The organism is Flavobacterium haoranii (assembly GCF_009363055.1).
Lineage (GTDB): Bacteria > Bacteroidota > Bacteroidia > Flavobacteriales > Flavobacteriaceae > Flavobacterium > Flavobacterium haoranii.
On record NZ_CP045292.1, the window covers coordinates 1949137 to 1968432 of the forward strand.

At 32.5% G+C, this 19296-nt stretch carries 13 protein-coding genes and 1 tRNA gene; 6 read left to right on the forward strand and 8 right to left on the reverse strand.

The genetic code is table 11. From position 1 onward, the window contains the following. Positions 1 to 34 precede the first annotated feature (34 nt). Complete coding sequence (locus GCU34_RS09345) at positions 35 to 3268, forward strand: LamG-like jellyroll fold domain-containing protein (protein WP_072782985.1); 3234 nt, start codon at positions 35 to 37, stop codon at positions 3266 to 3268. A gap of 147 nt (positions 3269 to 3415) precedes the next feature. Here GCU34_RS09345 and GCU34_RS09350 read toward each other — a convergent pair whose 3' ends face one another. The 8 genes from GCU34_RS09350 to GCU34_RS09385 form a co-directional block, all read right to left on the reverse strand. Continuing rightward, positions 3416 to 3976: a DNA-3-methyladenine glycosylase I gene (locus GCU34_RS09350; protein WP_072782983.1), complete on the reverse strand. Its 561-nt coding sequence runs from the start codon at positions 3974 to 3976 to the stop codon at positions 3416 to 3418. A 6-nt stretch (positions 3977 to 3982) separates the two neighbouring features. Then, on the reverse strand, positions 3983 to 6103 hold the full coding sequence (locus tag GCU34_RS09355; protein ID WP_152378434.1) for a hypothetical protein: 2121 nt from the start codon (positions 6101 to 6103) through the stop codon (positions 3983 to 3985). After that, on the reverse strand, positions 6061 to 7632 hold the full coding sequence (locus GCU34_RS09360) for a TraB/GumN family protein (protein WP_152378435.1): 1572 nt from the start codon (positions 7630 to 7632) through the stop codon (positions 6061 to 6063). The genes GCU34_RS09355 and GCU34_RS09360 overlap by 43 nt, the downstream gene beginning before the upstream one ends. Before the next feature lie 270 nt (positions 7633 to 7902). Continuing rightward, a tRNA-Asp gene (locus GCU34_RS09365) sits at positions 7903 to 7979 on the reverse strand. Between the two features lie 86 nt (positions 7980 to 8065). Then, positions 8066 to 8992 (reverse strand): DUF58 domain-containing protein, encoded by a 927-nt coding sequence (locus GCU34_RS09370; RefSeq protein WP_072783414.1) that lies wholly within the window; start codon positions 8990 to 8992, stop codon positions 8066 to 8068. A gap of 101 nt (positions 8993 to 9093) precedes the next feature. After that, positions 9094 to 9411 carry a thioredoxin gene (gene trxA / locus GCU34_RS09375; protein WP_014389486.1) on the reverse strand — a complete coding sequence of 106 codons (318 nt, stop codon included), beginning with the start codon at positions 9409 to 9411 and terminating at the stop codon, positions 9094 to 9096. 115 nt (positions 9412 to 9526) lie between these two features. Then, the gene (dnaE, locus tag GCU34_RS09380; protein ID WP_072782979.1) at positions 9527 to 14035 is read right to left on the reverse strand and encodes a DNA polymerase III subunit alpha; all 4509 of its coding nucleotides are present in this window, start codon (positions 14033 to 14035) and stop codon (positions 9527 to 9529) included. 155 nt (positions 14036 to 14190) lie between these two features. Beyond that, on the reverse strand, positions 14191 to 14898 hold the full coding sequence (locus GCU34_RS09385; protein WP_072782977.1) for a DUF6252 family protein: 708 nt from the start codon (positions 14896 to 14898) through the stop codon (positions 14191 to 14193). A gap of 167 nt (positions 14899 to 15065) precedes the next feature. Here GCU34_RS09385 and GCU34_RS09390 point away from each other — a divergent pair, with 167 nt between their 5' ends. From GCU34_RS09390 to GCU34_RS09410, 5 genes are all read left to right on the forward strand, one after another. Beyond that, a complete protein-coding gene (locus GCU34_RS09390; RefSeq protein ID WP_072782975.1) occupies positions 15066 to 15602 on the forward strand; it encodes a 30S ribosomal protein S16 in 537 nt (178 codons plus the stop codon). Positions 15603 to 15615: 13 nt separating this feature from the next. Further along, positions 15616 to 16143 carry a ribosome maturation factor RimM gene (gene rimM / locus GCU34_RS09395; protein ID WP_072782973.1) on the forward strand — a complete coding sequence of 176 codons (528 nt, stop codon included), beginning with the start codon at positions 15616 to 15618 and terminating at the stop codon, positions 16141 to 16143. A gap of 68 nt (positions 16144 to 16211) precedes the next feature. Further along, positions 16212 to 16916, forward strand: a complete 705-nt coding sequence (locus tag GCU34_RS09400; RefSeq protein WP_072782971.1) for a tRNA1(Val) (adenine(37)-N6)-methyltransferase — start codon at positions 16212 to 16214, stop codon at positions 16914 to 16916. 199 nt (positions 16917 to 17115) lie between these two features. Then, positions 17116 to 18294, forward strand: coding sequence for an acyl-CoA dehydrogenase family protein (locus GCU34_RS09405; protein WP_072782969.1), 1179 nt, complete (start codon positions 17116 to 17118; stop codon positions 18292 to 18294). 124 nt (positions 18295 to 18418) lie between these two features. Further along, positions 18419 to 19201, forward strand: a complete 783-nt coding sequence (locus GCU34_RS09410; RefSeq protein WP_072782967.1) for a DUF3050 domain-containing protein — start codon at positions 18419 to 18421, stop codon at positions 19199 to 19201. The last annotated feature ends 95 nt before the right edge of the window (positions 19202 to 19296 follow it).

Genomic DNA, 19296 nt, shown 5'->3' on the forward strand with positions numbered 1-19296 from the left:
ATATTTTTGTTTCATAACTATAAAACTTCATTTTATGAAACACAAGTACCTTTTATTAATTCTATTACTCTCAGGTTTGAAGTCTTTTTCTCAGACAGATTCGTTTTTGACTTCAACATGTATAGGAACAACTACCAATCCTCAAAACAGATTTTACCAACCTCAAGTTGCAGACTTTGATGGTGATACGGATAAAGACATTATTGTACTTGATGAGTCTGGCGTGTATCGATTGTTTACAAATGATGGCACAAACAATTTTACTCAAACTACAATTTTATCAGGATTAACTTGGAGTTCTTTAATCTCCAAAGATTTGGACAATGATGGTGATATCGATATTGTAAGTTCTGCAGGTAGAATTTTCATCAACAACGGATCTGCTGTCTTTACTGAATTACCAGGCACTTTTTTTACAGCTACAGGCTCTATTGGTGCATTTAGAGTTGCAGATTTTAACGGAGATACCAAACAAGATATTATATGGTTAAATGCAACTTCTAATTCTACTACGGTTAATCAAATTTGGTTTAACAATGGAACTACAGGTAATGCAAGTTTTGTTCTAGGAACTGAAATTCAAAACCTAAATGGGTATACAAATTTAGGGTCTGTAGCAGGTGATATTGACAACGACGGAGATATTGACTTAGTTTTTTGTCAACAAGGTGGGTGGAACGGAAGAGTCTTTAAGAACAATGGAAGTGGTGTATTTACAAATACTCAAAATTTACCTACTTATACAGGAGAAGGCTTTTTAGCTGATTGGGATAATGATGGTGATATAAATTTCTTAGCTTATGATTACTATAACAATTGGGGCTTAAGATTATGGAAAAATGATGGTACAGGAACTTTTGGCCCTGTAAGTACAAATTCTTTAATAACAATGCCTAGTGTAGGAGCGGTTGATAAAATAATTGATTTAAATGGAGATACTTGGTTAGATGTAGTTTTAAGAAATGGTACCGGTACAAGATATTTTTTAAATTCAGGTTGTCAATTAACGTTAAGTAATCAAGTCTTATCAAATTCTTGGAACGGTGTCGCGATTAGCGATTTTAATAATGACAATAAACCTGATCTTTTCAATGCAGCAAGAGATGGGCAGTCATGTATTAATATTAATGATTTAAATGTTCAATCATACGTTGCTATCACAGCACCTGTGGTATCAACAACTCAAGTTAATTATTTTGTTGGTCAATCGGCATCTCCGCTTGTTGCAACAGGTAATAATATTTTATGGTATACAACTTCTACTGGCGGAACTGGTTCTACAACAGCTCCAACTCCTTCTACTGCTGCGGCAGGATCTACTTCATATTGGGTTGTTTCAACTAATGCTAATGGTTGTGAAAGTGAAAGAATAGAAGTTGTTGTAACAGTTAGTTTAGCAGCAACACATTTAAATTTTGACGGTTCAAATGATGCTGTAACTGTAACAGGAGTTAATTTTCCTCTTGGAAATACTTCTAGAACAATTGAGGCTTGGATTAAAACTACTCAAAATAATGGTGGCGGTGCAATTATGACTTATGGAAATCTTACTACAAACAATAGATTTGCTTTATATCAAACAGGAGGAAAATTGAATTTTGTTGCTGAAAACAACGACTATAATACAAATGTGACAATTAATGATGGTAATTGGCATCATATTGCTGCTACACATGATGGAACTTCCTTAAAAGTATATTTAGATGGTGTACAAGTAGGGACTTCACAAGCAAAGACATTTAACACGACTGGAAATCAATTTAGTATTGGATACAGAGGAGTAGCATCGGAGTATTTTAATGGAAGTGTTGATGAAATAAGAGTTTGGAATCTAGCAAGAACTGCAGAACAAATTTCAGGTTCAATGAATTGTGAGTTAAACGGATCAGAAAATGGTTTGGTTGCGTACTATCAATTCAATCAAGGTATAGATCAAGCTGATAATTCAGCAATTACCACTTTAAATGCTACCACTGGACCTAACGGAACTTTAACTAATTTTGCTTTGAATGGTTCGACATCAAATTGGTTAGCGGGCTCTCCTGTTACAACAGGTTCAGTTGTGCCTGGAAATGCATCCGCTACTTCTCCAATTGTTTACAATCAAGGAGAAACAGCAACAGCTTTATCTGCAACTACTGGAACAAACGGAACTGGATTAATGTGGTATACAACTGCAACTGGCGGAACTGGATCTACAACTGCTCCAACTCCTTCTACTGCTGCGGCAGGATCTACTTCATATTGGGTTGCTTCAACTAATGCTAATGGTTGTGAAAGTGAAAGAGTAGAAATTGTAGTTACAGTTAATGCGAATGCTACTCATTTAAATTTTGATGGTGTAAATGATGGTGTTAACTTAGGTAATTCATTAACTACTGCTTTAAATGGTGCAAACTTTGTTACTGCTGAAGCTTGGATTTACATTCCAAACACAACAGGAATAAAAACTATTATCGGTAATCACGTTACTACAACACAATTTAATTTTAGAATTAATAATGATTACTTAGAAACTTTCCTAGGATTTGGATCTTATGCTTTACAATCTCCTGCAGGTTCAATTGTCGCTAATACATGGCAACATGTAGCAATGGTTTATAATGACACTACTTTAAAATTATATATTAATGGTGTCGAAGTAGCTTCTAGAGCAATTCCAGCTGCTTATGCTTTACAAAGTTCAACTCAACCTTATATGGTTGGATATTCAGGTTTTGGTGGAGAATTCTTTAATGGATCTATAGATGAAGTTAGAGTATGGAATACTGCATTATCAGAAACCGATATTCAAGTAACTAAAGATTGTGAATTACAAGCTACTCAAAATGGTATTTTAGCTTATTATAAATTTAATCAAGGATTTGACAATGCTGACAATGCTCCTGTCACAACATTAACTGATGAATTAGGTAGCTACAATGGTACATTAAACAACTTTTCTTTAACTGGAACTACTTCTAACTGGGCAGCAGGCTCTCCAGTAACAACCGGAAACACTTGTACTACTTTAAGTAATTCAGGTTTTGAAACAATTTCTAATTTTAAAGTATTTCCAAATCCATCTAATGGATTATATAACATTTCAACAACTGAATTAACTTCTATCCAAATTTATGACGTAGTTGGAAAACTTATTATGAATAATGAAGTTAATGCTGGAACAAGTACAATTAACATTCATAATTTCCCTGCTGGAGTTTATATTTTACGATATAGTGGCAAAGAAAACAATACTAACGGAACAATTAAATTGATTAAGAATTAATGAAGTTCCTCTTTAAATATAAACTCGAATTAATTTTATTAATATTGTATATTATATTAGTATTACTAGGAGTTTATATTTACAATTTATAAAAACAAAAAGGCTATCAAAATTGATAGCCTTTTTTCTTAAATTTTATTAAAATTCTTATTGTCTTGTCCAACAATCTTCAACATGATCGTTGACCATTCCTGTAGCTTGCATGTGCGCATAAACTACTGTTGAACCTACAAACTTAAAGCCTCGCTTTTTCAAATCTTTACTTAACTTATCTGAAATTTCTGTTGTTGCAGGAACATCTGATAATTTTTTTGGTTGATTATCTATTGGTTTTCCACCTACAAATTCCCAAATGTACTTTGAAAAACTTCCAAGCTCTTCTTGAATTTTTATAAAAGCTTGCGCATTTGTAACGGCTGCTCTTATTTTTAATTTATTTCTAATAATTCCTGCATCTTCACAAAGTGCAACAATTTTATCTTCTGAAAAATTAGCTACTTTTTGTACATCGAAACCTTCAAAAGCTTTTCGAAAATTGTCTCTTTTGGCTAAAACTGTGTACCAACTTAAACCTGCTTGAAAAGTTTCTAATATTAAAAATTCAAAAATGGTAGCATCATCATAAACAGGTTTTCCCCATTCGTTATCATGATAATCTCGGTACAAATCATCTTTTTCGCACCAAGCACAGCGATTTTTTGTTTGCATAGTTCATTAATAATCAGAAAAAGTGTCTAAAAATTCACTTCCGCTGTTTTCTATAGTTTTTCTAAAATTAGTTCTTGGTCTGTCTTCAAAGAGACTTTCATTTATAATACGCTCGTATATTTCTTGTAATTTACTATCGTCTTTTATAGATTCTTTCCCAAGATATTCAAATGCATTAATGTTCAATTTATCGTCATTCATTACAAAAGCTAGTGAAATTAAATAATTTTCATAAAGCTTTGGTTCTTTCTCTGTTATTTTATAAAAATAGTACATAGCTTTTTTATTGTTGTACTCTTCTACTTTCTTTTCAAGAAACACAATGCTGTCGTTTTTCTTTTTCTCATAAAAGTTTTCTAAGGCTAATGCTGCTACTTCATCATTCGATTTATGAAACGTTTTATTCTCTAATAACATAAACAAAAATGCCAATTTAGGATTTGCCAAATATTTTGCTTTATCAGTTTCCGAAAGTTTGTTATTTACACTTTCTAATCGCATTAATTCGATGTTGATTTCTGGAATATCTATCTTGTTTAAATTACCATAAAATTCCGAAACTTTAGATTGGTCACTATTATTATACAACAACGTTAAATAAGGAATCATTTCACCAGACGGATCGTTATAATCGTAACTATCATAATCATCCTCGTCGTCATCTTCTTTTGCGTTTTGCTTTTCCTTCCAACTTTTTAATCTTTTGTACTGAAGTTTAGCATTCGTAAAAATCATTTTTTGAAATGGTTTTAACTTTTTAGCTGCTTTTGGATATTCATCTACAACAGCTGCGCTAAATTCTAAAATAGGTTCGTTATATTCTGGAATGCTATAAAACTGAAATATTTTTGGCAACAACACTTTACTGTTTTCTACATCTTGCTCAAACTTATAAAACAGCGAAGTTATTTCGTATTCATTGTTAGAAATTGGTAAATCAAACTCCATTAGCTCCAATATTTTCTCGTAAGAAGATTTTGTTTTTAACGTAGCCAATGATTTTAATATATTTATTTTAGTTTCATTTGTACTCGACTCTCTTTTGTAATAATCTTCTAAGAATTTTTCAATTCTTACATCATTTTTACTAACTAATAATTCTAAAAGTTGTTCTTGAGCCGAACTTTCACTTGGTTTAAATTCAAAATCATTTAAAAACTTAATTACTTTAGTAACATATTGCTCTTTAATTGACAAATTGCGCAACGAATTCATAGCCGAATATCGAATCGTATCGCTTTCGCTATTTGCATCTTCTAAAAATACATTCCATTTATCTGAAAATATAGAAAATTGCTGCGGAGCATTTAATTGAATAGAAGCAAAAACTTCATCTACCATTTGATCGCTATTTGGGTTCGATTTATCAACTAAAGAAGTTAGCATTACATATTCGTCTTCTTTTAGCAATAACTTTGCTTTAATCGCTTGATCTGAGTTTTTGCGACCGACTAAAAAGTTTAATGTTGTTCTTTTGGTTTGTTCATCGTTCTTATAATTTTCATCTATTATATAATACAAACTTTTGTTTTCTTTATAATTGTAAAGCTCTTCGTACCATTTTGATGGATGAAATCCTTTTTTACTTTTTAATCCGCCTAAAATTGAATTTAAGCTATAATCGTAATCATAATTATTCTCTGCTAATTCTTCAATTGGATTAAACGAGTTTAAAAAATATCTTCTAATATTTGATCGAATAGAATCAATATTTTCTCGGAACTCATATTTGTTATATTGAAAAAATCCTAAATGAACATCGGTTCCGCTTTCGCTTTTAAAAGTGTAGGTTTTTGTTTTTTCGGTAAAAATATTTTTAGTATCTACTTCATTTTTCTCTAAATCGTAAAAAAGTGCTTTATTACTTTCAAACGGAATTAAAATAGAGAAATTCACATCTTTATTGGTATACAATCTTAATTCTTCGCTATAATTAAACTTTTGTGCCAAAAAGCTATTAAAAAAACGTTCTTTTTTATCTGTCGAAGCATTTACACAACCCAACAAATAATATTTTGGTCCGATAACCTTTGTTTTTAAATAGATTGTATTTCCGTTTTCTAGTGTACTTTGACTTTCAACTTCTACTCCATTTTTAATAAAATTTGGCGTAACATTATATTGCAACAAAAACTCTTTTGAATTTGTTGTAACTCAAAATTTGTTTCTTCTAAATATGAAACATCCGATTCAGTATTTTCTAAAATGAAATAATAACTCTTATCGCTAACATCATAAGCTTCAATTTCAACATTTCTATAATCGTCATTAGAATGCACTACATGATATTCTGGCAATTCTACTGTGAATTTTCCATTTGAAGGAGCATAACTCGACCAATTTGTACTTAGCTCTTTTAATTTTATAGAATTAAAAAATAAGTTTTCATACAAGTCAACATAATTTTTGGGCCCAACTAAAGAAATTGAGATTACTTCTAATGGTGTGATGTAAAAATTATAATGTTGGTTATTATTTGTCTTGGTAATATTTGAAACACTTAATAATTTGTAGTTATCTTTTTCAATAAGTTCCTTTTTTAACGTGGTTCCAGGAATGTTCTCGAAAAGTAAACTATCTAAGGTTTTCTCAGTAAATAAATTATGTTTCTTTAAGAAATTGTGTATCGGTTTGCGATTAATCTTTAAAGCAGCTCCACTGGCAAAATCGGGTGAAACTATAATGTTTCTATCTTCAAAACTCATTTCGTTGACAGGAAACGAAATAATGCCGTCTTTGGTCTGCGAAACTTTTAAAGTTGGTTTTGGAAAATTGTTTTCTAGCGATTTTTTTAATTCTTTCCCTTTATCAGTTAATGCAGTATTAATAGGTTTTACAGTGTAACCTTTACGTTTTAGAATTTCAAGCATTCCATCTTTACCTGCTAAATGCGCTGCGCCAACAGCTGCAAAAATGGTTTGTTTATTTTTCATGACTTTATCCATAGAATTTGCCATGTCTTTATTTCTACTTACAATAATTGCATCGTGTGCTTTCTCAGAAATAGTTAATTTGTAAATAGAATCGAGCAACTGAATGTTTTTTTCACGATACAAGTCATTTAAAGCCTCATTAAACGATTTATTCTTGAGCAACTTGTAAAGTATTACTTTATTCTCTTCTTTTGGCTTAGCTTCCTCCTCATTTATTTTAAATATTGGAATGTAAGAATCGATAACATCTTCGAGACCTACAATTCTTTTCCCTAATTTTTTTCCTACTTGGAAAATAAACATATCAAGAACCGTGTCTTCTTGATAATCGGAATTTAAACTGTTATTTCCCGACAGCATATTGTTGAAATACGTATTATCGGTATTAAACAAATCGTTTAAATCAGTTTTAGCAATTGGTTTTAAATAGAATTTCGCATAAAGTTTTTGGTAATCGTTTGAAAAGTTTTTGTAGAACATTTCATAAAGCTCTGTCCACGTTTGCGGATCACTCTCATTTGCGACAACCTCAACTCCGGTTAAAGCTTCAAAAAAATCGTCAGATAAATGGTAAGAGACCTTATCGTTTACATGCATTGTACCGTAGATGTACGATTTTTTAGAATTATTTCCTTTAGAGATTTCCCAAAGCAAACTATTTTCGGTTTGAGCCGATGCAATTATTGAAAATAAAGAAGCTAATAAAAGTGATAAATATTTCAAAACCTTGACATTAAATTATTGAATAATGAAAATAATAGGAAATGGAAATATAAAAAATAAAAATGATTTGATAATGAAGAATCAATAATCTTTAGAGGTTGAGAAACAAAACTCCATAAAAACAAAAAAGCCCTCCCGTGAAAACGGAACAGCTTTTCATTGGTCTAACTACTAAACCTTTCCTGATTTCTCAGGAATAAACAACACAACTATTTTAAATGTTTTAAGAGGGCAAAAAAGCCTTTCTCTTCGAAAGGCTTCCTCTTTTACTGGCGGTCTGGACGGGACTCGAACCCGCGACCCCATGCGTGACAGGCATGTATTCTAACCAACTGAACTACCAAACCAGTGCTTAATTGCGAGTGCAAATATACAACGCTTTTTCAATCTTCCAAATATTTTTACAAAAAAAATTAAACTTTTTTTTACTATTTTAACCAAAATTCTGTTTTTCAACTAAATAGGTGATTAAAATTTTTTCAAAATTTTTTCCAATTTCTACTGGTACATATTGAATTTTATATTGCAAACACGATTCTTTTATTTTTCTAAAATAGTCTTGAATCGATTTTTCATAGTCATTTTTTAAATTATCGGAAAAAACATTAATTGATTCTCCTGTTTCTAGATCAATAAATTTCTTTGGCGCATTATCGAAATCGAAAGAAAATTCGGTTTTTTGATCATATACATGAAAAACTACTACTTTGTGTTTGTTGTGTTTTAAATGTTGTAAAGCCTTAAAAATTTTATCTTCGCTTTCACTTTGAAACATATCGGTAAATAAAATTACCATTGAGCGTCGATGAATATTCTCAGCGATTTGATGTAAAAAAGAAACGGTATCTGTTTTTTTTGAAGTTTTATCAGCAACTAAAAGCGTTTCCAGTTTGTTTAAAATCATGCGATGGTGGCGATCGCTTCCTTTTTCTGGTGAATAATACTCATATTCGTCGGAATACACGCTTAAACCAACTGCATCTCGCTGCTTTTTAAGTAAGTTCATTAAACAAGCCGAGGCTAAGACCGAAAATCCAATTTTATTCTCATAAAACTCTTGGTTTGAACCTAATTCAGGATAATGCATCGAAGAAGAGTTGTCGATTATTAAATGACAACGCAAATTAGTTTCTTCTTCATAGCGTTTAGTATATAATCTATCGGTTTTAGCAAAAAGTTTCCAATCGATATGTTTGGTACTTTCTCCTGGATTGTAAATCTTATGCTCGGCAAACTCTGCAGAAAAACCATGAAATGGCGACTTGTGCATTCCTGAAATAAAACCCTCAACAATTTGGTTTGCTAAAAGTTCTAAATGCTGAAAACTTGATATTTTTTCAATTTGAGAATCTAACTTCATATCGTAAAGATAATTAAAAACCAATTCTTTGTTTAAGTTAAAACCATAAAAAAAGGACAAACTTTCGTTTATCCTTTTCATTTCTTTTTCAAAAAATCATATTACAACAATGCATCAATTGCATCTGTGTAAGTCTTTTTAGGAGCAACACCAACCTGTCTTCCTACTACTTCTCCATTTTGAAAAACTAATACTGTAGGAATGTTACGAACTCCATATTTTGCAGCAAATTCTTGGTTCGCATCAACGTCAACTTTACCAACTACTGCTTTCCCTTCATATTCTGAAGAAATTTCGTCGATAACTGGACCAACCATTCTACATGGACCACACCAAGCTGCCCAAAAATCTACTACTACTGGTTTATCTGACTTTAATACTACTTCCTCAAAAGTAGCATCTGTTATTGCTAATGCCATATCTTTTCGTTTAATCTTGTTTATTTATTACAATACAAATTTAATTATTTATTTTGAATAGAAAATGTTAGCTAAATTACTTTTTGCTATATAACAATAGTTTTAATTGATGCAATTAATTCAATTTAAAGTTAATTTGTCTATTTTCTAACTCTTGCAACAACTCGTTTGAAATTTTAATTTTCATTTTACGACTTGGCATACTTAATTTTGTTACCACTTGAACTTGTTCCACTTCAGTAACCATTGGTTCCACCTCAACTTCAATATTTTCCTCATCATCTTCTGTTTCTAAAGTTTCAACCGTAGCTTCTGAAACAACTTGTTTCATTACTTTTTCAAGTTCCAAAACTTCAATCGTAACTTGATGATCACCTTTTTCTTTTTGGAACAAATCGAATAACGATTGAATCAAATTTTCACTCAATTCGGTAATATTAAATTGTAACACTAGTTTTTTTGCAAAAGAAGGTAAAACATCTTGTAGCATTTTTACATCTAAAAACTGAATTTTAGGATCGCTTCGTTTTCCTTCTGCATTTACCCAACCCTCTTTTACAACAAATTTTAAAAAAGTAAAATTATTTTGAATCAAGAAATGACGGAACTTTAAATATTCTTCACCGAAAATTCTGAATTCATAACTTTCGTCATAACCTTCTAATGTAAACATTCCCCAACCTTTTCCATTTTTGGCTGTTCGATGCTCAACTTTAGTAATGATTCCACCAACTGAAACATTTTTACCGATAAAAGAATTTAAGTCATTTAAATGCTCTAATTTGGTGTTACAGAAATATTTCATTTCATATTTATAATCATCTAGCGGATGACCCGAAATATAAATTCCGACAACTTCTTTTTCTTGTGCCAATTTTTCCATAGTACTCCATTCCTCACAAGGCGGAACAACAGGCTCTGGAATTTGAACTTCAGAAGCATCTCCAAACAAACTTACTTGAGCAGAATTTTCATTTTCTTGAAATTTAGAACCGTAGCGCATAGCCTTTTCCAAGAAAGTTATTCCATCACCCTCATCATGAAAATATTGCGCCCGATGTGTGTCTCCAAAACCATCAAAACCTCCTGCTAATGCCAAGTTTTCAAAAGCTTTTTTATTGGCCGCTCGTAAATCAATTCTTTTCGCTAAATCGAAAATGGATTTATATTTTCCGTCTTTTCTATTCTCTACGATAGTATCAACCGCTCCTTGTCCAACACCTTTAATCGCTCCCATTCCAAAACGAACTGCGTAATCTTCATTTACCGTAAATTTGTAGTACGATTCGTTTACATCTGGACCTAAAACTTTTAATCCCATTCGCTTACATTCTTCCATAAAGAACGAAACTTGCTTGATGTCGTTCATGTTATTAGAAAGAACAGCCGCCATATATTCTGCAGGATAATGCGCTTTCAAATAAGCTGTTTGATAAGCAATCCAAGCATAACAAGTCGAGTGTGATTTATTGAAGGCATAACTCGCAAATGCTTCCCAGTCTTTCCAAATTTTCTCTAAAACAGTTGCATCATGACCTTTAGCAGAAGCTTGTTCGACAAACTTTGGTTTCATTTTATCCAAAACGTCTTTTTGCTTCTTACCCATTGCTTTACGTAAAACATCGGCTTCACCTTTTGTAAATCCGGCTAATTTTTGAGAAAGTAGCATTACCTGCTCTTGATAAACCGTAATTCCGTAGGTTTCTGCTAAATATTCTTCACAAGCATCTAAATCATAAGTAATTGGTTCTTCACCGTTTTTTCTACGAATGAACGAAGGAATATATTCTAACGGACCAGGTCGATAAAGCGCATTCATCGCAATTAAATCTCCAAAAACCGTAGGCTTTAGTTCCTTCATGTATTTTTGCATTCCGGGTGATTCGTATTGGAATATACCAACGGTTTCTCCTCTCTGGAACAACTCATACGTTTCTTTATCGTCAATTGGAAAATTATCAGGATCAAGTTCAATTCCTGTTCGATATTTTACAAGCTTAACCGTATCTTTAATCAAGGTTAGGGTCTTCAGACCCAAGAAGTCCATTTTTAGTAATCCCGCACTTTCGGCAACTGAGTTATCAAATTGGGTCACATATAAGTCAGAATCTTTTGCTGTTCTAACTGGAACATAATTGGTGATATCAGAAGGCGTGATGATTACACCACATGCGTGAATTCCAGTATTACGAAGCGAACCTTCCAAAACCTTAGCTTGCTGAATAGTTTCTCCAGCTAAGTCTTCGGAATTTGCAATTTCAATTAATTCTTTAACGCGATCAAATTCTTCAGAACGAAGTGCTTTTTTAACTTCTGCTTCTTCTTCTTTTAAAAAACGAGCCAAATTCCATTTTGAAGGCATCATTCCTGGAATTAACTTCGCAATTCTGTCGGCTTCAAACAAAGGCAAATCAAGTACACGTGCGGTATCACGAATAGCCGATTTGGTAGCCATTTTACCATAGGTAATAATTTGTGCTACCTGATTAGCTCCATATTTATTGATTACATAATCCATTACCCTACTTCGGCCTTCATCATCAAAGTCAATATCAATATCGGGCATCGATACACGATCAGGATTTAAGAAACGCTCAAAAAGTAAATCGTATTTAATTGGGTCGATATTTGTAATTCCTAAACAATAGGCAACTGCTGAACCTGCTGCTGAACCACGACCAGGACCAACTGAAACATCCATTTTACGAGCTTCAGCAATGAAATCTTGTACAATTAAGAAATAACCTGGATAACCTGAGTTTGAAATCGTTAATAATTCAAAATCTAATCGTTCTTGAATTTCAGGCGTAATTTCGCCATATCTTCGTTTTGCACCTTCCATTGTAAGATGACGTAAATAGGCGTTTTCACCTCGCACTCCACCATCAACAGCATCTTCTGGATTTACAAATTCTTCAGGAATATCATATTTTGGAAGTAAAACATCTCGATAAAGTGAATAGGTTTCTACTTTATCAATGATTTCTTGAATGTTGATAATGGCATCTGGTAAATCGGAAAAAAGTTGTTTCATTTCTTCTTCCGACTTATAATAATACTCTTGATTAGGTAATCCGTAGCGATAACCACGACCACGACCAATTGGAGTAGCTTGTTTTTCACCATCTTTTACACACAATAAAATATCGTGCGCATTTGCATCTTCTTTATCGAGATAATAGGTATTGTTGGTTGCAATTAGCTTTACATTATGTTTTTTTGCAAAAGAAATTAATGTTTGGTTGACACGATTTTCATCTTCTTGATTGTGTCGCATGATTTCCAAGTAGAAATCTTCTCCAAACTGTTCTTTCCACCAAAGCAAAGCTTCTTCTGCTTGATTTTCACCGATGTTTAATATTTTACTTGGAACTTCACCATATAAATTCCCAGACAAAATCATCACGTCTTCTTTGTATTGCTCAACAATTGCTCTATCAATCCTTGGCACATAATAAAAACCATCGGTATAAGCAATGGAGGTCATTTTAGCCAAGTTGTGATAGCCATTTTTATTTTTAGCTAAAAACACAATTTGGTAACCATTATCTTTTTTAGTTCGATCTAAATGATTATCACAAACATACAATTCGCATCCAACAATAGGTTTTATTTCAACTTCTGTTGGTTCTTCCCCAGCTTCAATAGCTGCTTCATTTTTAGCTTTTGCCGCTTTATTATGATTCATTACTGCACTCACGAAGTGAAATGCTCCCATCATGTTTTCAGTGTCAGTTAATGCTACAGCTGGCATTTTGTGTTTTGCAGTAGCTGCAACCAAACCAGGAATTGAAATGGTTGATTGTAAAACCGAAAATTGAGAATGGTTATGTAAATGTGCGAATTTTGCTAAGCCTAAATCTTTTTTATCCGATTCAGAAACAGTCGTTTGTTGATTTTCCTGCTCAATTTTTTGAAATCTGCGTCTAATTTCATCAGAAGCAGCTTTTAAATTGATATGCTTTAAACCAATTAATTGAATTTCTCTCGGATTGTTTTCTCTAAATCGAGTAAAATAATCAGGTGTTACATCAAGTTCTTCTTTTGTAAAAACTTCGCGTTTGATTAACTCTAAAAAACAACGCGTTGTTGCTTCCACGTCGGCAGTTGCATTGTGTGCTTCAGCAAAAGGCTGATTAAAAAGATACTGATGTAATTCGGTTAGTGTAGGTAACTTAAATTTTCCACCTCGACCACCAGGCAATTTTAATAGCTCGGCAGTAGTTTCGGTACATGTATCTAAAACGGGTAATTGCGACAAGTCGGTTGTAATGCCTAAACGATGGAATTCACAACCCATAATGTTGACATCGAAACCAACATTTTGTCCAACAACATATTTTGCTTTTGATAAGGCAATATTGAACTTCTCTAAAACTTCAGACAAGACAATTCCTTGTTCTTGGGCAAGTTCCGTTGAAATACCGTGAATTCGTTCCGCATCATAAGGAATATTAAACCCTTCTGGTTGTACTAAATAATCTTGATGTTCGATAAGATTTCCCATCTCGTCGTGTAATTGCCAAGCAATTTGAATACAACGTGGCCAGTTGTCGGTATCTGTAATTGGAGCCGACCAGCTCTTAGGCAATCCAGTAGTTTCGGTATCAAAAATTAAATACATAACGCAGTAAATTCCAAATGGTTAAATTAAAAATCTTAAGAGATTAGATTTTCTTCAAAAATACATTTTATAAAATTGAAATTCAATTTAAGTTATCAACAGAAACAAAAAAACCATCTCTTTGAGATGGTTTTTAGTATATTAAATTTGCTCTTTTAATATTGTACTATTGGAATTCTATAAAATATACCTTCAGAAATTGTTACTGTATTTCCTTCAGAATCTGATGCAGTAAATTTGAAAGTCCCTGTTAAAGTATTTCCATCTACACTTTCGATCTTAACTTCACCATTACTATTTTGAGTACTCAAAATTTTAACTTGAGCATTTGAATTACCGCCAGTTACCTTAACTACATCTCCTGCTTTATAATTATCACCTCTAGAAACAATATCAGCGGCAGTAATTCTACCATTAGTATTTACTTGAGTAGCTAATCTTAAACCTGCACCAGGATTTAATTGTGGATTATCAAAAAAAGTAGTTGCACTGTTGCTTAATACATAACCAATACCTCCATTAACTATACTAACTTTAAAAGCTGGCCCATAAACAATACTTGTTTCAAAGTCTTCAACAACTTCTTCATCATCATAATAATAACTAGCAAAGTTATCTTGATTAGTTGTACCTAAATTATAAGTTCCGGCATTTGTTGATGTCGTTCCTAATGTTACCTCTTCATAAGGAGTGTAAGCAGTAATCGTGAAACCACCACTACCATTTGAACGCGCTTCAGCATAATCGGCTCTCCAATAATTATTATTTAATTTACCTTGAAAAGACGGATTATTATCTTTTAAATCTTGAGTACAAGATTGAAAAAACAAAGCAATACCTACTATAGCTAAAATTTTCTTCATGTTGTGTTTGCTAAAATTTTTATGGAAAACAAAAATAAATGTTTTATTCTAAAAAACTACCACCTTGTATAAAATATTTACACTTATATTTTATTGTATTACAAAGTTTTGTATATTTGCACCCTCAATAACCGAGGTCGGGAACCTCAAATTTAATCAAAAAGATTATGCCTGTAAAAATTAGATTACAAAGACACGGTAAAAAAGGAAAGCCTTTTTTCTGGATTGTAGCTGCGGATTCTCGCGCTAAAAGAGATGGTAAATTCCTTGAAAAATTAGGAACTTATAATCCAAACACTAACCCAGCAACTATCGATTTAAACTTAGATAGCGCTGTACAATGGTTACACAATGGTGCTCAACCAACTGACACTGCAAGAGCAATTTTATCTTACAAAGGTGCTTTATTAAAACACCACTTAGATGGAGGAGTTCGTAAAGGTGCTTTAACTCAAGAACAAGCTGATGCTAAATTAGCTACTTGGTTAGATGAAAAAGCTGGTAAAGTTACTGCTAAAAAAGATGGTTTAGCTAATGCTAAAGATGAAGCTAAAGCTAAAGCTTTAAAAGCTGAAAAAGAGTACAACGAAAAGCGTGCTGCTGCAAAAGTAGAAGAGCCTGCTGTTGAAGAAGTTGCTGAAGAGGCTGCTACTGAAGAAGCTCCAGCTGTTGAAGAAAACAACAACGAAGAAACTGAAGCATAATAAATAGCGATTGATGCGTAAAAAGGATTGTTTTTATTTAGGCAAAATCGCGAAAAAATTCAGTTTTAAGGGTGAAGTATTGATTTATTTGGACACAGATGAACCCGAAGTTTATGAAAATATGGAATCGGTTTTTGTTGAGTTAAACAAAAACTTGGTTCCATTTTTTATTGAAAAAAGTCAGTTACATAAAGGTGATTTTTTAAGAACTAAATTTGAAGACATCGACTCGGAAGAAGATGCTGATGAAATTATAGGTTGTGAAGTTTATTTACCACTTTCTCTTTTACCGAAACTGGAGGGGAATAAATTTTATTATCACGAAATTGAAGGTTTTGAAGTAAAAGATACTCGTCTTGGAACTATTGGAACTATTGTTAGAATAAATGATAGTAATGCGCAACCACTTTTTGAAATTGATTACAAAGGAACTGAAATATTAGTTCCAATGATTGACCATTTTATTATTGAAGTCAATCGAAAAGATAAAAAACTAGTCTTAACTACTCCAGAAGGTTTGGTTGATTTGTATTTGCAATAGTCGACAGTTGCAGTCAAAATTTACAGATTACAGTTTTTTTAATTGTTTAAATTCAATCCTTTTTCATTTTGTTCAAATTCAAGCAATTTCACGTTAATCAAGATCGTTGTGCTATGAAAATTGGCACTGATGGTGTTTTGCTTGGTGCTTGGACTCCGTTAATTAACAATCCTTGTAATGTTTTAGATATTGGTGCTGGAACTGGAATTTTGTCTTTAATGTTAGCCCAAAGAAGTAACGCTGAACAAATCGATGCTATTGAAATTAACGAAGATGCTTACGAACAATGCGTTGAGAATTTTGAAGCTTCGCCTTGGGGCGATAAATTATTTTGTTTTCATGCGGGTTTGGATGAATTTGTAGATGAACCTGAAGATGAATATGATTTAATTATTTCCAATCCGCCTTTTTATACTGATGATTATAAATCTGATAATACTTCGAGAGATTTAGCACGTTTTGAGAACGCTTTGCCTTTTGAAGAATTGATTGAAGCGGCTGCTTTACTACTTTCGGATAACGGAATTTTCTCGGTGATTATTCCTTATAAAGAAGAAGAGCGATTTGTTGCTATGTGTAAAGAATTGGATTTATTCCCTTTAAAAATTACTCGTGTAAAAGGCACGACAACATCGGAAATTAAAAGAAGTTTATTAGCTTTTTGCCGAATGGAGCAAACTCCTTTAATTGATGAGTTAGTTATTGAAATTTCTAGACATAATTATACTCCTGAATACATCGAATTAACGAAAGAGTTCTATTTGAAGATGTAACGCTAGCCCAGATTGAGCAATTTGCTGGAGCTCTTTTTAAAAAAAGCGACTTGCGAAAGCTGGATAAAGCTTCAAAAATAAAAAAATATAACATTTGTTGGGTAATTTGTTAAAAATGTTTCTGTAATTTTGCAAACGATTTCGTAGTTAGCTTAATCTAATTACTTATCACTTTTTACTAATCACTTTTTAAAAAAATATGAGACCAGACTTATTTCAATCTCCAGATTATTATTTATTAGACGAATTATTATCTGACGAACATAAAATGGTGCGTGATGCTGCACGTGCTTGGGTAAAAAAAGAAGTTTCTCCAATTATTGAAGAATACGCGCAAAGAGCAGAATTTCCAAAACAAATTGTAAAAGGTTTAGGAGAAATTGGTGGATTTGGTCCGTATATTCCAGTGGAATATGGTGGTGCTGGATTAGACCAAATTTCTTATGGATTAATCATGCAAGAAATTGAAAGAGGAGATTCGGGTGTACGTTCGACATCTTCGGTTCAGTCTTCATTGGTAATGTATCCAATTTGGAAATACGGAAACGAAGAGCAAAGAATGAAATATTTACCAAAACTTGCTACTGGTGAATTCATGGGATGTTTTGGTTTAACAGAGCCAGATTACGGTTCAAATCCAGGTGGAATGGTAACTAATTTTAAAGATATGGGTGATCATTATCTTTTAAATGGTGCTAAAATGTGGATTTCGAATGCGCCTTTTGCTGATATTGCAGTAGTTTGGGCTAAAAACGAAGAAGGAAGAATTCACGGATTAATCGTAGAAAGAGGAATGGAAGGATTCTCAACTCCAGAAACACACAATAAATGGTCGTTAAGAGCATCTGCAACTGGAGAGTTAATTTTTGACAACGTTAAAGTTCCTAAAGAAAACTTATTACCGGGAAAATCTGGATTAGGAGCACCACTAGGATGTTTAGATTCTGCTCGTTATGGTATTGCTTGGGGAGCTATTGGAGCAGCAATGGATTGTTATGATACTGCTTTACGCTATTCAAAAGAAAGAATTCAGTTTGACAAGCCAATTGGAGCAACACAATTACAACAAAAGAAATTAGCTGAAATGATTACCGAAATCACAAAAGCACAATTATTAACTTGGAGATTGGGTGTTTTAAGAAACGAAGGAAAAGCTACTTCTGCTCAAATTTCAATGGCTAAGAGAAACAACGTAGATATGGCTATTCATATTGCTCGTGAAGCTCGTCAAATGTTAGGCGGAATGGGTATTACAGGAGAATATTCTATCATGAGACACATGATGAATTTAGAATCTGTAATTACTTATGAAGGAACTCACGACATTCACTTGTTAATTACTGGTATGGACGTAACAGGTTTCCCTGCATTCAAATAATTGAACAATAGATAAAATTGATACAAAATGCTTCTCTTTTTAGGGAAGCATTTTTACATTTGTAATGTATAGATTCAATCCCAAAAGAAGTTAGAAATTCGTATATAGAAATAAAAATTGCCCAATGAATATTCAAACCATAAACCAATCGATTAAAAATCAGAAAGAACAATTATTAAATCATTCGTTATACAATAAAGTAAAAACGATAGACGATTTGCATTGTTTCTTAGAAAACCACATTTATGCGGTTTGGGATTTTATGTCGTTACTAAAAGCCTTGCAGAATAAATTAACTTGCACTACTACTCCGTGGTTACCTATTGGAAATCCAGAAATTCGTTATTTAATTAATGAAATTGTTGTAGCCGAAGAAACCGATTTAACATTGGACGGAACACGTCAAAGTCATTTTGAAATGTATTTGGATGCGATGGTACAATGTGGTGCTTCGACAAGTCAAATAAATGCTTTTTTGAAAAATGTAGAAGAAACAAAAAACATTTTTGTATCAATAAAACAAAGTGATTTACATACTAATGTTAAAGAATTTTTAGATTTTACTTTTAGAGTAATTGAACAAGGAAAACCACATGAAATTGCAGCTGCTTTTACTTTTGGTAGAGAAGATTTGATTCCGAATATGTTTACCGAAATCTTGAAAAACTTTCAGCAAAATTTCCCTGAAACCGATTTATCAAAACTAATTTATTATTTCGAAAGACATATTGAATTAGATGCCGACGAGCACGGTCCAATGGCAATGCAAATGATAACTGAACTTTGTGGTGATTCAGAACAAAAATGGAATGAAGTTCAAGAAGTTTCGGTTTTAGCTTTAGAAAAAAGAATCGGACTTTGGAATGCTATTGAAGAACAAGTAGAACACAAACATGAATTAGTATAAAATGAAAAGCGAGAAGAAATTCTCGCTTTTTTATTTCACCTCAATTTTTTTAACGTTTACCTCAATTTTTTTTCATAAAAACAAACCTCACGTAC